This window comes from Enterobacter cloacae complex sp. P15RS (genome assembly GCF_014895905.1).
Lineage (GTDB): Bacteria > Pseudomonadota > Gammaproteobacteria > Enterobacterales > Enterobacteriaceae > Enterobacter > Enterobacter quasihormaechei.
Genome location: NZ_JADBQL010000016.1, coordinates 150264 through 164498, shown reverse-complemented (window position 1 = coordinate 164498; position 14235 = coordinate 150264). Strand labels below are relative to the sequence as shown.

Below are 14235 nucleotides of genomic sequence, written 5' to 3'. Positions count from 1 at the left end.
CTAAACCCCTCCCTACACGTGGGTACTGCTATTTATTGTCAGTACCCCGTATAATATAAGGTTTTAACAGGGAGAGGTTCGCGTGCACTCGATTTTCCTCGCGCTGCAAAGCCTGCGCACCCAGCTTGCGCAAGCGTTGCCTGATACACCCGGTTTCCGTCATTTCGACGTCTCTTTCCCGTTAAACGATGCCTTCGATCCCCTGGCCTGGCTGGGCGTGCAGCGAAGCTATCCACAGTTTTACTGGCAACAGCGCAGCGGTGATGAAGAACTTGCCGCGCTGGGAAGCCTCGCCCATTTTGATTCTCTGGCCTCGGCTTCCCGGTTCCTGCACACCCATGCCGTGGCAAATGACACCCGTATCTGCGGCCTGAACGCCTTCAACCCGGCGCAGGGCACGCTGTTTTTACCGCGTCTTCTCTGGCGACGGTCTGCCGGGGTCGCCACGCTGCGCCTGCAACTGTGGAGCGAAACCTCGCTGCGCGAAGATGCCCGTGTGGCATTGAGTTTTGTCGATAACCTGCGCGACGCCGCGCCGATCCGCCCGTTGTCCGTTCAGATTGAGCAGGAAACCCATCATCCAGAAAAACCGGAATGGCTGACACTGATCCGTCAGGCAACGGATACCATTGCTCGCGGCGACGTCGAGAAAGTGGTGCTCGCACGCGCCACCGATGTGCAGTGCCGGCAGCCCGTAGACGCCATTGCGCTGATGGCCGCCAGCCGCGCGCTGAACCTCAACTGCTATCATTTTTGCATGGTCTTCGATGCCGACAACGCGTTTCTTGGCTCGACCCCCGAGCGCCTGTGGCGGCGACGCGGCACGCTGCTGCGCACCGAAGCGCTGGCAGGCACTGTTGCCAGCCATTCTGACGATAAGCAGGCCCAGCGTCTGGGGGACTGGCTGATGAACGACGACAAAAATCAGCGGGAAAATATGCTGGTGGTGGAAGATATCTGCCAGCGTCTTCAGCACCAGACCCGGACGCTGGAGATCCTGCCTGCCCAGGTGCTGCGTCTGCGCAAGGTGCAGCATTTACGCCGCTGTATCTGGACCGAACTCAAACACGCTGACGACGAGCAGTGTTTGCATATTCTGCAACCAACGGCGGCGGTGGCCGGGCTGCCGCGTCAGGCGGCGCGAGAATTTATTGAGAAGGTGGAGCCGTTTGACCGGGAGTGGTACGCCGGATCGGCGGGCTATTTGTCGGTCGATCAAAGTGAATTCTGCGTGGCATTACGCTCCGCCCGCGTTCACGACGCCGCGCTGCGTCTTTATGCAGGGGCGGGCATCGTCAGCGGCTCCGATCCGGAACAGGAGTGGCAGGAGATCGAAAACAAAGCCGCCGGGCTGCGTTCCCTTCTCCTGAAGGATTAATACTGATTCGTGCAATCCCGATTCATATCAAAATTCTGACTTTTTCTATTATTTATACTGTGTCGCATTCTTGATACTGGACAATCTCATGTCAGTAAGTTCTTTTAACCGACGCTGGGCGACGGTGATCCTTGAAGCCCTGACCCGGCATGGCGTCAGGCACGTGTGTATTGCCCCGGGCTCTCGCTCCACGCCGCTCACCCTTGCTGCGGCGGAAAACCGGGCTTTTATTCATCACACCCATTTTGACGAGCGTGGACTCGGTCATCTGGCGCTCGGCCTGGCGAAAGTCAGCAAAGCGCCCGTGGCGGTGATAGTCACCTCCGGCACGGCGGTGGCGAACCTCTATCCGGCGCTGATTGAAGCGGGGTTAACCGGCGAAAAGCTGATTTTACTCACCGCCGATCGTCCCCCTGAACTTATTGACTGCGGCGCTAACCAGGCGATTCGTCAGCCCGGCATGTTTGCCTCGCATCCGTCACGGACGGTTTCACTGCCGCGCCCCACGCAGGATATTCCTGCCAGCTGGCTGGTTTCTACCCTGGACCACGCCATGAACGCGCTGCGCAGCGGCGGGCTGCACATCAACTGTCCGTTTGCCGAGCCGCTGTACGGCGAAATGAACGATACCGGCCTCGCCTGGCAGCAGCAGCTCGGCGACTGGTGGGAAAGCGAAAAACCGTGGCTGCGCGAGCAGACGCATCTGGAAAGCGCGAAACAGCGCGACTGGTTCTTCTGGCGTCAGAAGCGCGGCGTGGTCATTGCCGGGCGGATGAGCGCGGCGGAAGGCAGGCTGGCGGCGGAGTGGGCACACACGCTTGGCTGGCCGCTGATTGGCGACGTGCTTTCCCAGACGGGCCAGCCGCTGCCCTGCGCGGACCTCTGGCTGGGGAACGCGAAGGCGGTCACCGAGCTTGCGCAGGCGCAGATTGTCGTCCAGCTGGGATCGAGCCTGACGGGCAAGCGCCTGCTCCAGTGGCAGGCCACCTGCACGCCGGAAGAGTACTGGCTGGTGGATCCGCTCGAAGGACGCCTTGACCCGGCGCACCACCGCGGTCGCAGGCTGGTCAGCGACGTTGAGCGCTGGCTGGAGCTTCATCCGGCAGAAAAACGCAAGCCATGGGCGGTTGAGATCCCCGAACTTTCGCGTCAGGCGTGGGAGCTCACCAAAGCGCAGTGCGAGGCGTTCAGTGAAGCCGGTCTGGCGCACCGTATCCGCAAATACCTTCCCGAGCAGGGGCAACTTTTTGTCGGCAACAGCCTGGTGGTGCGCCTGATTGACGCCTTCTCGAAGCTGCCCGCAGGTTACCCGGTGTACAGCAACCGGGGGGCGAGCGGCATTGATGGTCTGATCTCCACCGCGGCGGGCGTACAGCGGGCCAGCGCGAAATCCACGCTGGCGATAGTAGGCGATCTCTCAGCCCTCTACGATCTCAACGCGCTGGCGCTCCTGCGTCAGGCGTCGGCCCCTTTCGTGCTGATTGTCGTTAACAACAACGGCGGGCAGATTTTCTCCCTGCTGCCCACTCCGCAAAGCGAACGTGAGCGCTTCTATCTGATGCCGCAAAACGTGCAGTTCGAACACGCCGCCGCCATGTTCAGCCTTAAGTACCATCGCCCGGAAAGCTGGGACGCGCTGGAAACGGCGCTGAACGCCGCCTGGCGACAGCCCGGCGCAACGCTGATTGAGCTGGTGGTTAACGATGCGGACGGCGCGCAGAAGCTGCAACATCTGCTGGCGCAGGTGAGCCACCTGTGATCCTCGCAGGCGTCACTCAGCGCGGAAAACCAGGCTACCCCTGGCTGGTTTTCCTGCACGGCTTTTCCGGCGACTGTCACGAGTGGCAGACCGTTGGGACGTCGCTGGATGACTATCCCCGGCTCTACCTTGACCTGCCCGGACACGGTGGTTCCGCGGAGACGGGCGTGGCGGGGTTTGCAGAGATGAGCGAGTTGCTCACGCACACTCTTATTAGTTACAACATACTAAACTACTGGCTGGTGGGGTACTCCCTCGGCGGCCGCATTGCGATGTTTCATGCCTGCCAGCATCCGGCGGGGTTAGACGGGGTGATTGTGGAGGGTGGACACCCTGGCCTGCAAGATACCGATGCGCGTCAGGCGCGGCTGATCGCTGACCGACGCTGGGCGTCACGTTTTTGCAGCGAGCCGCTGGAAGCTGTCTTTACAGACTGGTATCAACAGCCGGTCTTTGCCTCCCTTACGGAGGAACAGCGCAAGGCGTTGATCGCGCTGCGCAGCCGGAACAACGGCCCGAGGCTGGCTGATATGCTGGAAGCCACCTCGCTTGCCGTTCAGCCTGATTTACGTCCCGCGCTCACCGCGCGTGATTTTCCTTTTTACTTTCTCTATGGCGAACGTGATGAGAAGTTCAAAGCCCTTGCCGCTGAACTCAACGCCACGCGCCATGCTATCCCCCATGCCGGACACAACGCTCACCGGGAGAACCCGGATGCGGTTGCCGCGAGTCTGGCTCAGATACTGCGTCATCGAACAAAGGACACGCTATGATCTATCCTGATGAAAACATGCTCTACGCGCCGGTTGAATGGCAGGACTGCTCCGAAGGCTACACCGACATTCGTTATCACAAATCCGCCGACGGTATCGCCAAAATCACCATCAACCGTCCGCAGGTGCGCAACGCGTTTCGTCCTCTGACCGTCAAAGAGATGATCCAGGCGCTGGCGGATGCCCGCTACGACGACAATATCGGCGTTATCGTTCTGACCGGTGAAGGCGAGAAAGCCTTCTGCTCCGGCGGCGATCAGAAAGTGCGTGGCGACTACGGCGGATACCAGGATGATGCGGGCACGCACCACCTGAACGTGCTGGATTTCCAGCGCCAGATCCGCACCTGTCCGAAACCGGTCGTGGCGATGGTGGCAGGGTATTCCATCGGTGGCGGTCACGTGCTGCACATGATGTGTGACCTGACTATCGCGGCGGAAAATGCCATCTTCGGCCAGACCGGCCCGAAAGTGGGCTCTTTCGACGGCGGCTGGGGCGCCTCCTACATGGCGCGCATCGTCGGCCAGAAAAAAGCCCGCGAAATCTGGTTCCTGTGCCGTCAGTACAACGCACAGGAAGCGCTGGATATGGGCCTGGTTAACACCGTGGTGCCGATCGCCGATCTCGAAAAAGAGACCGTGCGCTGGTGTCGCGAAATGCTGCAAAACAGCCCAATGGCGCTGCGCTGCCTGAAGGCGGCCCTGAACGCGGACTGTGACGGTCAGGCGGGCCTTCAGGAGCTGGCGGGTAACGCCACCATGCTGTTCTACATGACCGAAGAGGGTCAGGAAGGGCGCAACGCGTTCAACGAAAAACGCCAGCCAGACTTCAGCAAATACAAACGGAACCCGTAATGCGTTGCGCGCAGGTTTACCGCTGGCAGATACCGATGGACGCGGGCGTGGTGCTGCGTGAACGGCGGTTAAAAACCCGTGACGGACTTTTTGTGCACCTCCGGCAGGGCGAGCGGGAAGGGTGGGGCGAAATCGCCCCGCTTCAGGGCTTTAGCCTGGAAACGCTGGACGAGGCGCAGGTGGCGCTGATGGCCTGGACGCACCAATGGCGCGAGGGAGTGGCTCCGGCACTGCCGGACGTTCCTTCCGCCGCGTTCGGCATCAGCTGTGCGCTGGCCGAGCTGGACGGCAGTTTGCCGGACGCGGCGAACTATCGCGCCGCGCCGCTCTGTACCGGCGATCCGGATGAACTCTTCGCGCTGCTCTCCGCGATGCCGGGCGAGAAGGTGGCGAAAATTAAGGTTGGCCTGTACGAAGCGGTGCGCGACGGGATGGTCGTCAACCTGCTGCTGGAAGCCATTCCCGATCTACACCTGCGGCTGGACGCCAACCGCGCCTGGACGCCGCTGAAGGCGCAGCAGTTTGCGAAGTACGTCAACCCGGCGTACCGCAGCCGCATCGCGTTTCTCGAAGAGCCGTGCAAAACGCGCGACGAGTCCCGTGCCTTTGCCCGGGAAACCGGCATTGCTATCGCCTGGGATGAGAGCCTGCGCGAAGCCGATTTCACGTTTGCCGCCGAACCGGGCGTCAGCGCCGTGGTGATTAAGCCAACGCTGACCGGCAGCCTCGACAAGGTGCGCGAGCAGGTTGCAGCCGCCCATGCGCTGGGGATGACGGCGGTGATCAGCTCGTCCATAGAATCGAGCCTCGGGCTGACGCAGCTGGCGCGCATTGCCGCCTGGTTAACGCCAGAGACTGTACCCGGCCTTGATACGCTGAGCCTGATGCAGGCGCAACTGCTTCGCCCGTGGCCGGACAGCACCTTACCGTGCCTTGACGTCGGGGCGCTGGAGCCGTTGCGATGAGCTTTAACGACTGGCCGTGGCGGCACTGGCGCGCCCGGAGTGGTGATAAACCCGCGCTGCGTTTAGACGAAGTCACGCACAGCTGGTCTCAGCTGTGCGAGCGTATCGATCGTCTGGCCGCCGGTTTTCAGGCTCAGGGCGTCAGGGAGGGCGACGGCGTCATGCTCCTCGCCCACAACCATCCGCGGACGCTGCTGGCCTGGCTGGCCCTGCTTCAGTGCGGCGCCCGCATTTTGCCGGTAAACCCTCAGCTTCCTCGCCCGCTGCTGGACGTTCTCCTGCCGCAGATGACGCTGCGCTTTGCGCTGGTGCTTAACGGTGAGTATGACGGTCTGCCCGCGCTGGCGTTGAGAGAGGGCGAGGAGCTTGCCAGCGTGACGTGGAGAGCTGAACGTCTGGCCTCAATGACGCTCACCTCCGGCTCCACCGGCCTGCCAAAAGCGGCGGTGCACACCTGTGCTGCCCACCTTGCCAGCGCACGAGGCGTGCTGTCCCTGATGCCTTACGGCGGTGATGACGACTGGCTGCTGTCCCTGCCGCTGTTTCACGTCTCCGGTCAGGGGATTCTGTGGCGCTGGTTGCAGGGCGGAGGCCGCCTCACCGTGCGCGAAAAACAGCCCCTGGAGCAGGCGCTCCAGGGCTGTACCCACGCCTCGCTGGTGCCGACGCAGCTGTGGCGGCTGGTCAATTCACACCATCCCGTCGCGCTGAAGGCCGTGCTGCTCGGGGGGGCGGAAATCCCCGTTGAGCTGACGGAACAGGCGCGCGAGCAGGGTATTCGGACCTACTGCGGCTATGGCCTGACCGAGTTCGCCTCCACCGTCTGCGCCAAAGAGGCCGACGGCGCGCCGGACGTGGGCCGCGCGCTGCCGGGCAGAGAGGTGCAGGTGGTGAACGGTGAAATCTGGATCCGGGCAGAAAGCATGGCGGCGGGCTACTGGCGGGACGGCGCGTTACTGCCGCTGGTCAACGAGCAGGGCTGGTTTGCCACCCGCGATCGCGGTGAGTGGCATAACGGCCGCCTGGCCGTTCTGGGCCGCATGGACAATCTCTTTTTCAGCGGCGGAGAAGGGATCCAGCCGGAAGCGCTGGAGCGCGTCATCGTTACGCATCCGCAGGTAAGCCAGGCGTTTGTCGTTCCGCTGGACGATGCCGAGTACGGACAGCGGCCGGTGGCGGTAGTGGAATGTGCGCCGGGCACGGATATCACGCTGTTGCCAGAGTGGGTTCAGGGCAGGCTGGCGCGCTTTGAGCAGCCGGTGCACTGGCTGGCGCTGCCGTCAGAACTGAAAAATGGCGGGATTAAAATCTCCCGCCAGGCGTTAAGGCAGTGGGTCAATGCCCTGTTAAGGGGCTAATCAGCCGATATCCGGCTGCGGTTTGTGCTGGCGACGACGGACCCAGCGCAGCACCGGCGGCACGACAATCACCATAATCGCCATTGCCAGCAGGATCTTCGTCACATTGCTCTCCCACAGGATCGCCATGTTGCCGTTGCTGATGGAGAGCGCGCGGCGCAGGTTTTGCTCCAGCATTTCCCCCAACACAAACCCTAAAATCAGCGGCGACATCGGGAAGTGCATTTTGCGCAAGATGTAGCCCAGGATCCCCAGCAGCACCATCAATACCAGGTCGAAGGTGGTGCTGTGCACCGCGTACACCCCAACCGCAGAGACGGCGGCGATGGCAGGAACCAGGAACCACAGGGGAATGGTCAGCATGCGCGTAAACAGGCCGATCAGCGGGATGTTCATCACCAGCAGCATCACGTTGGCGATCAGCAGCGCCGCAATCAGGCCCCAGACGATATCCGGTTGCTCGGTGAACATCGCCGGACCCGGGGTGATGTTATAGAGCGTCAGCGCGCCCATCATCACCGCCGTGGTGCCCGAACCCGGCACGCCGAGGGTCAGCATCGGGATGAACGAACCGCAGGCCGAAGCGTTATTGGCCGCCTCCGGCGCCGCCACGCCGCGAATATCGCCTTTGCCGAAACCGTCGCTGTTACCGCTCAGCTTCTTCTCGGTCATGTAGGTGATGGCGCTGGCGATGGTTGCCCCGGCGCCGGGCAAAATGCCGACGAAGAAACCGATCACCGACGACCGCAGGGTGGCACCCACGCACTGCGCCCCCTCTTTGGCATTGAACAGCATACGTCCGGTTTTACGCACCAGCGTCTGCCCGCTGCTGGTATGCTCCAGCATCAGCAAGATTTCTGAGACGGAGAACAGACCAATCACCACGACGATAAATTGCACGCCGTCGGAGAGGTGAACGCTGTCGAAGGTAAAGCGGTAAACCCCGGTGTTGGCATCCACGCCGACGGTGGCTAACCCCAGGCCAATCAGCGCAGATAAAAACGACTTCAGCGGGTTTTGCGCCATCATGCTGCCGAGGCAGGCAATGGCGAATACCATCAGCGCGAAATACTCGGCAGGACCAAACGCCAGCGACCACTGGGCCAGCGCCGGCGCGAACAAAATGATGCCGCCAATGGCGATCAGGGAGCCAAAGAACGAGCTGACGGCGGAAATTGAGAGCGCCACGCCGCCGCGCCCCTGCTGCGCCATCGGGTAGCCGTCCAGCGCGGTCATAATGGCGGCGGCATCGCCGGGCACGTTAAGCAGTATCGACGAAATTCGCCCGCCGTACTCGCAGCCGATGTATACCGTCGCCAGCAGGATCAGCGCCGACTCCGCAGGCAGGTGCAGGGCAAAGGCCAGCGGCAGTAAAATCGCCACGCCGTTGATCGGGCCAAGGCCCGGCAGCAGGCCGACGATGGTCCCGACGAAGCAGCCGATCAGGGCGATCACCAGGTTTTCCGGGGTCATCGCTACCGCGAACCCCTGAGAGAGATAGATCCAGGTATCCATAGCGTGCTCCGTTAGTTAAACCATGCGCCGAGCGGCAACGTCACGTCCAGCAGGCGGTCGAAGGCGTACCAGAGCAAAATGCCCAGTACGACCCCGGAGATCCCCGCCGCGGGCAGCGAGGCGTTAAACAGCATGCCAATCACCATCGTCAGCAGGGCAGTGGCAATCGGGAAGCCGAGCCACTCAAAGCCCCACGCGTACATCAGCAGAACAATTACCATCACCAGCAGACGTTGCAGGGTGCGGCGTGGCGGCCACTCTACGGTGTCCGGATGGCGCAGCAGTAGCGCCACCGAGCAGAGCAGCATCAGGCCGACAATGCCGACGGGGAAGGGGCGTGGCCCTACGGGTTCATAGCTGTATTCGCTGTGGATCTGCCAGGCGACGAACAGCCCGCCAATGCAGAGCAGCAGCCATATCCCGGCAAAAATGCGATCGCTCATAGCGCCTCCGGTTATTTCGCCAGGCCAAAGGCTTTCGCCTGTTCGCGGTAGTCATTCACCTGTTTTTTCACGTACTCGTCCAGCTGCTTGCCGTTCAGGTTGAACTCAAACAGTCCGCGCAGATCGCGCTGTTTTTTGAACTCGTCGGTTTGCTGGAGTTTTGTGAAGGTATCCACCCACCACTGGTACTCGGCGTCGGTCACTTTTGGCCCGACAAAGAAGCCGCGGATGATCGGCCAGACCAGGTTATAACCCTGCTCTTTGGCGGTTGGGACGTCCGCCAGCTGGCCCGGCAGACGGTTTTCCGAGAAGACCGCCAGCACGCGGATCTTATCTCCGCTCAGGTAGGGCACCATTTCGCTGAGATCGCCCGATACCGCCTGCACGTGATTGCCCATCAGCGCCGTCACCGGCTCGCCGCCGCCTTCAAAGGCCACGTAGCGCATCTTGTGCGGATCCACTTTGGCCTGCTGCGCGAGCAGCGCGGCTTTCATCCAGTCCTGGCTACCGATAGACGCGCCCGCGCCAATCACCACGCTGTTCGGATCTTTTTCCATGGCGGTCAGCAAATCTTTCAGGGATTTCCAGGGAGAGTCGGCGCGAACGGCGATCATCCCGTAATCGGTGCCCACGGTGGCGAGCCAGCGCACATCATCCACGTCATAACGACCAAATTTCCCCTGCGACAGGTTCAGCAGCGAGCCGCCGGAGAAGGCCACGACGGTACCGGGTTCGGCAGGGCGCTGCGCAACAATGGCGTTATAGGCTACCGCGCCCACGCCGCCGGGCATGTAGGTGACACGCATCGGTTTTTCGATGGCCTTCGTCTCCAGCAGGCTGACCTGAATCAGCTTGCAGGTCAGGTCGAAGCCGCCGCCGGGTTTGGCCGGGGCGATACATTCGGTGCGGGACGGCGCCTCCTGCGCCTGGACGACAGAGGCACTCAACAGCAATACGCTTGCAGCAACAGCAGAAAGTAATTGTTTTTTCATCGTTTATCCTCACGCCGGAGAACCGGGAGTACGGGTACGGGTGTCTTTTTTCTGATTATGTGAACCACCTTGTAGCGGTTCCGTTGCGTGATTGTTAAAACAATAACCTTTCATTTCCCTTTCACTGCGACACCAACTTTACAGGATGTGATATGCGTCTCTTACTCGCGGAAGATAATCGTGAGCTGGCTCACTGGCTGGAGAAAGCGCTGGTACAGAACGGATTTGCCGTGGATTGCGTCAACGACGGGCGGGCGGCCGACCACCTTTTACAGGGGGAAAACTATGCCGTCGCCATTCTTGATATCGGCATGCCCGGCTTCGACGGGCTGGAGGTGGTGCATCGCCTGAGAAAGCGCGGGCAGACGCTTCCCGTGCTGTTTCTTACCGCCCGCAGCAACGTGGCGGACAGGGTGAAAGGGCTGAATGCCGGGGCGGATGACTATCTGCCGAAGCCGTTCGAGCTGGAAGAACTCGATGCCCGCCTGCGCGCGCTGCTGCGCCGCAGTGAAGGGCGAACCCAGGAGCGGCAGCGGCTGGGGGAGCTGGAGTACGATGATGAAGGCTTTTTTCTGCTGCGCGATGAACCCCTTTCCCTCACGCCGCGCGAACTCTCTCTGCTGAAGGTGCTGATGCACCGCCGGACCCGTCCCGTTTCCCGACAGCAGCTCTTCGACCAGGTGTTCAGCCTGAACGACGACGTTAGCCCCGAGAGCATCGATCTCTATATTCACCGCCTGCGCAAGAAGCTGACCGGCAGCGGCGTGCGGATCACCACGCTCCGTGGGCTGGGCTACGTGCTGGAGTGCGGCGATGAAGTGGGTTAAGCCGCAGTCGCTTTACCTGCAACTTTTGCTCTTTCTGGGTTTGCCGCTGCTGCTGTTATGGGGGCTGTCGGCCTTTAACAGCTACGTTAGCGCGCTACAGGCGGCAACGCAGGCCTATGACCGCACGCTTTTATCCTCGGCGCGCACGGTGTCAGAGCGGCTGGTGGTGCACAACGGCAAGCTCCAGGTAAACGTGCCCTGGGTGGTGCTCGACAGCTTTGAGCTGAACATGAACGATCGCCTCTATTACAAGGTCGTTGATCCTGATGGGCGGACGATCTCCGGCTATGACGATCTGCCGAAAATGCCACCCTCCACGTCGCGCACCACCCACTATCCTGCGCTGGCCTGGTTTTATCATACCGAGTATCGCGGGCAGGCGATCCGCGTGGCGAAGCTGCTCCAGCCAGTTAACGAAGACAGCGTGTTCGGCATGGCGGAGATTTACGTCGCCGAAACCTTGCAGTCGCGGCGCTATCTCGCCACGCAGCTGCTGTTTTCCTCGCTCGTGTCGCAGGGGCTGCTGGTGCTGCTGACGCTGATTTTAACCGCCTGGCTGCTTCGCCGCGTGCTGCGCCCGATGCGCCAGCTCTCCTCGCTGATGGTGCGCCGCGAGCCCGGGCTGCTGGCTCCGCTGCCGGAGCTGTTGCCCTGGTCGGAAACGCGGCTGCTGATTGTGGCATTTAACCGCTATATCGACAGGTTGCGCGGCGTACTTTCGCGGCAGGCGCGCTTCAATGCCGATGCCTCGCACCAGCTCAAAACGCCGCTGGCGGTGCTGAAAACCCAGGTGTCCGTTGCCCTGACGCGTAACGATCCGGCGCTGTGGCAGGAAAGTTTACGGGCAATGAACGTGACGCTGGATAACACCATCGTGCTGACCGAAAGGCTGTTACAGCTTTCGGCGGTGAAGCGAAAAGAGCAGGGTGAGCGACAGTTTGCCCCTGTCGATCTGGTTCAGGTGGTGCAAAACAGCTGCTTTTCCCGGCTGGCGCAGGCGCGCAGCAAGGCTATTGACCTCGGTTATGACGGCGTACAGCAGCCGGTGATAATTGAGGGAGATGACGTGCTGCTGGGCGAACTCTGCGCCAACCTGCTGGAGAACGCGATCAAATACACGCCGGAGCAGGGCATCGTCACGGTGTACCTGCGCACGGATAACGATGCCGTTGAGCTGAGCGTGGAGGACAGCGGACCGGGGATTGCCGAAGATCAGATCGCCCAGGCCATGCTGCCGTTTCATCGGCTGGATAACGTGGGCGATGCCGCCGGGTCCGGCATTGGTCTGGCGCTGGCCAACGACATTGCCCGTCTTCACCGCAGCCATCTCCAGCTGATGCCCAGTGAAAATCTGGGCGGGCTGTGCGTGAAAATGCGCTTTTTGTTGATGATGTAAATGTCGATATTATCAAATCGTTACAAACTAATTGCCCGACGCACGCAGAGTCCATTGATCCCCCTGAAAGTCAGGTTAAAATCTCGCGGTTTTTGGACATCTCTGAATAAATTGTGCGGGATCACGACAATGAAAAAAGTGGCATTAATGGGCTTAGGCCTGATGTGTGTATCGGCGGCGGCCAACGCTATTTCCTTCAACGGCTCGGCGGGCGAGGACTATACCCACCTGGGCTTCGGTCTTGGCACGGACAGCGCAGGTCTGGCAATGACCGGCGGCTGGACGCATAACGACGACGACGGCGATGCGGCAAGCCTGGGCCTCGGCTTCAACGTTCCTCTGGGCCCGTTCCTGGCGACCGTCGGCGGTAAAGGGATCTACACCAACCCGAACGACGGTGACGAAGGTTACGCGGCGGCAGTGGGCGGCGGCTTGCAGTGGAAAATTGGCGACAGCTTTGGCCTGTTCGGTGAGTACTACTACTCTCCGGATTCACTCTCCAGCGGCATCGACAGCTATCAGGAAGCTAACGCCGGCGCGCGCTGGACCATCATGCGTCCGATCACCATCGAAGCGGGCTATCGCTATCTGAACCTGGCCGGTAAAGACGGCAACCGCGACAACGCCCTGGCAGACGGCCCGTACGTTGGCGTTAGCGCAGGTTTCTGATCCTCTCGGCGCGGCGTTCTGTCGCGCCAGTTTCTCTCTTCCTCCGGTCTTCGATTGCGCTATAGTGTTTTGACCATTGAAATGGGAGAACACAATGATAAACGTGGAAATGTTATCCACTGGCGACGAAGTGCTGCATGGGCAAATCATTGATACCAATGCCGCCTGGCTCGCCGATCTCTTCTTTGAGCAAGGATTACCGTTAACGCGCCGCAACACCGTGGGTGACAATCTTGAGTCGCTGGTCAACGTTCTGCGCGAGCGCAGCGAACGCTGCGACGTGCTGATTGTGAACGGCGGGCTCGGACCGACCAGCGACGATCTCAGCGCGCTGGCTGCCGCCACCGCCAAAGGCGAAGGTCTGGTTCTCCACGACGCGTGGCTGACGCAGATGGAGCGTTTCTTCTCCGATCGTGGCCGCGTGATGGCCCCCAGCAACCGCAAGCAGGCCGAGATCCCCGCCAGCGCGGAGCTGATTGATAACCCGGTCGGCACCGCCTGCGGGTTTGCCGTTCAGCTGAACCGCTGCCTGATGTTCTTCACCCCGGGCGTGCCGTCGGAATTTAAGGTGATGGTCGAGCAGCAGATCCTGCCGCGCCTGCGCGACCGTTTTACCCTGCCGGAACCACCGCTGTGCCTGCGACTGACCACGTTTGGCCGCTCGGAGAGCGATCTGGCCCAGAGCCTCGATCATCTGCAATTGCCTCCCGGCGTGTCGATGGGCTATCGCTCCTCCATGCCGATTATTGAACTGAAGCTGACCGGACCGGCGTCTGAGAAAGCCGCCATGCTGGCGCTGTGGCCCGAAGTGCAGCGCGTCGCCGGGGAAAGCCTGATTTTCGAAGGCACGGAAGGGCTGCCGGCGCAGATCGCCCGCCATTTGCAGTCTCGTCAGCTGAGCGTGACGCTAAGCGAGCAGTTTACCGGCGGGCTGCTGGCGCTCCAGCTGACCCGGGCGGGTGCGCCGCTGCTGGCCAGCGAAGTGGTGCCGTTCCAGCAGGAGACACTCGCGCAGACCGCGCGCTGGGCGTCCGAGCGCAGAGTGAAGCATTTCGCGGGGCTGGCGCTGTTCGTTGGCGGGCTGGATGAAGAGCATCTCAACTTCGCCCTGGCAACTCCGGAAGGAACGCACGCCCTGCGGGTGAAGATGAGTATTACCCGCCACAGTCTGGCCGTGCGTCAGGAGGTGTGCGCGATGATGGCCCTGAACATGCTGCGCCGCTGGCTGAACGGCAAAGAGGTCGCCAGCGAGCACGGCTGGATCAACGTCGTCGAGTCGCTGTTCGTGGAGTGAGAATCTGCCGGG

At 61.4% G+C, this 14235-nt stretch carries 13 protein-coding genes; 10 read left to right on the top strand and 3 right to left on the bottom strand.

The window, feature by feature from the left end; genetic code table 11:
- The first annotated feature begins 82 nt into the window (after nucleotides 1-82).
- From menF to menE, 6 genes are all read left to right on the top strand, one after another.
- Entirely contained in the window at nucleotides 83-1378 is a 1296-nt protein-coding gene (menF, locus tag IM267_RS10850) for an isochorismate synthase MenF (RefSeq protein WP_193033384.1), read from the top strand.
- Nucleotides 1379-1466: 88 nt separating this feature from the next.
- A complete protein-coding gene (gene menD, locus IM267_RS10845; protein WP_193033383.1) occupies nucleotides 1467-3137 on the top strand; it encodes a 2-succinyl-5-enolpyruvyl-6-hydroxy-3-cyclohexene-1-carboxylic-acid synthase in 1671 nt (556 codons plus the stop codon).
- Nucleotides 3134-3910 carry a 2-succinyl-6-hydroxy-2,4-cyclohexadiene-1-carboxylate synthase gene (gene menH / locus IM267_RS10840; RefSeq protein ID WP_193033382.1) on the top strand — a complete coding sequence of 259 codons (777 nt, stop codon included), beginning with the start codon at nucleotides 3134-3136 and terminating at the stop codon, nucleotides 3908-3910. The genes menD and menH overlap by 4 nt, the downstream gene beginning before the upstream one ends.
- Nucleotides 3907-4764 (top strand): 1,4-dihydroxy-2-naphthoyl-CoA synthase, encoded by an 858-nt coding sequence (menB, locus tag IM267_RS10835; protein ID WP_013098093.1) that lies wholly within the window; start codon nucleotides 3907-3909, stop codon nucleotides 4762-4764. Before menH ends, menB begins: the two co-directional genes overlap by 4 nt.
- Entirely contained in the window at nucleotides 4764-5729 is a 966-nt protein-coding gene (gene menC / locus IM267_RS10830) for an o-succinylbenzoate synthase (protein WP_193033381.1), read from the top strand. Before menB ends, menC begins: the two co-directional genes overlap by 1 nt.
- A complete protein-coding gene (gene menE / locus IM267_RS10825) occupies nucleotides 5726-7087 on the top strand; it encodes an o-succinylbenzoate--CoA ligase (protein ID WP_193033380.1) in 1362 nt (453 codons plus the stop codon). The genes menC and menE overlap by 4 nt, the downstream gene beginning before the upstream one ends.
- Here the strand turns inward: menE and IM267_RS10820 are convergent, their stop codons facing one another.
- From IM267_RS10820 to IM267_RS10810, 3 genes are read right to left on the bottom strand one after another with little or no spacing between them, the layout of a single operon-like run.
- The gene (locus tag IM267_RS10820; protein WP_063450374.1) at nucleotides 7088-8602 is read right to left on the bottom strand and encodes a tripartite tricarboxylate transporter permease; all 1515 of its coding nucleotides are present in this window, start codon (nucleotides 8600-8602) and stop codon (nucleotides 7088-7090) included.
- 11 nt (nucleotides 8603-8613) lie between these two features.
- Nucleotides 8614-9045, bottom strand: coding sequence for a tripartite tricarboxylate transporter TctB family protein (locus tag IM267_RS10815; protein WP_063450373.1), 432 nt, complete (start codon nucleotides 9043-9045; stop codon nucleotides 8614-8616).
- Nucleotides 9046-9056: 11 nt separating this feature from the next.
- On the bottom strand, nucleotides 9057-10037 hold the full coding sequence (locus tag IM267_RS10810) for a tripartite tricarboxylate transporter substrate binding protein (protein ID WP_064910302.1): 981 nt from the start codon (nucleotides 10035-10037) through the stop codon (nucleotides 9057-9059).
- Nucleotides 10038-10189: 152 nt separating this feature from the next.
- On the opposite strand from IM267_RS10810, the gene tctD reads away from it, so the two are divergent.
- The 4 genes from tctD to IM267_RS10790 all read left to right on the top strand — a co-directional run bounded on the left by tctD (nucleotide 10190) and on the right by IM267_RS10790 (nucleotide 14223).
- Nucleotides 10190-10864 carry a transcriptional regulator TctD gene (tctD, locus tag IM267_RS10805; RefSeq protein WP_017693014.1) on the top strand — a complete coding sequence of 225 codons (675 nt, stop codon included), beginning with the start codon at nucleotides 10190-10192 and terminating at the stop codon, nucleotides 10862-10864.
- The gene (locus IM267_RS10800) at nucleotides 10851-12260 is read left to right on the top strand and encodes a sensor histidine kinase (protein ID WP_193033379.1); all 1410 of its coding nucleotides are present in this window, start codon (nucleotides 10851-10853) and stop codon (nucleotides 12258-12260) included. The genes tctD and IM267_RS10800 overlap by 14 nt, the downstream gene beginning before the upstream one ends.
- A 129-nt stretch (nucleotides 12261-12389) precedes the next feature.
- The gene (locus IM267_RS10795; protein WP_063450369.1) at nucleotides 12390-12929 is read left to right on the top strand and encodes a YfaZ family outer membrane protein; all 540 of its coding nucleotides are present in this window, start codon (nucleotides 12390-12392) and stop codon (nucleotides 12927-12929) included.
- Nucleotides 12930-13023: 94 nt separating this feature from the next.
- Nucleotides 13024-14223, top strand: a complete 1200-nt coding sequence (locus IM267_RS10790; RefSeq protein WP_063868226.1) for a nicotinamide mononucleotide deamidase-related protein YfaY — start codon at nucleotides 13024-13026, stop codon at nucleotides 14221-14223.
- The last annotated feature ends 12 nt before the right edge of the window (nucleotides 14224-14235 follow it).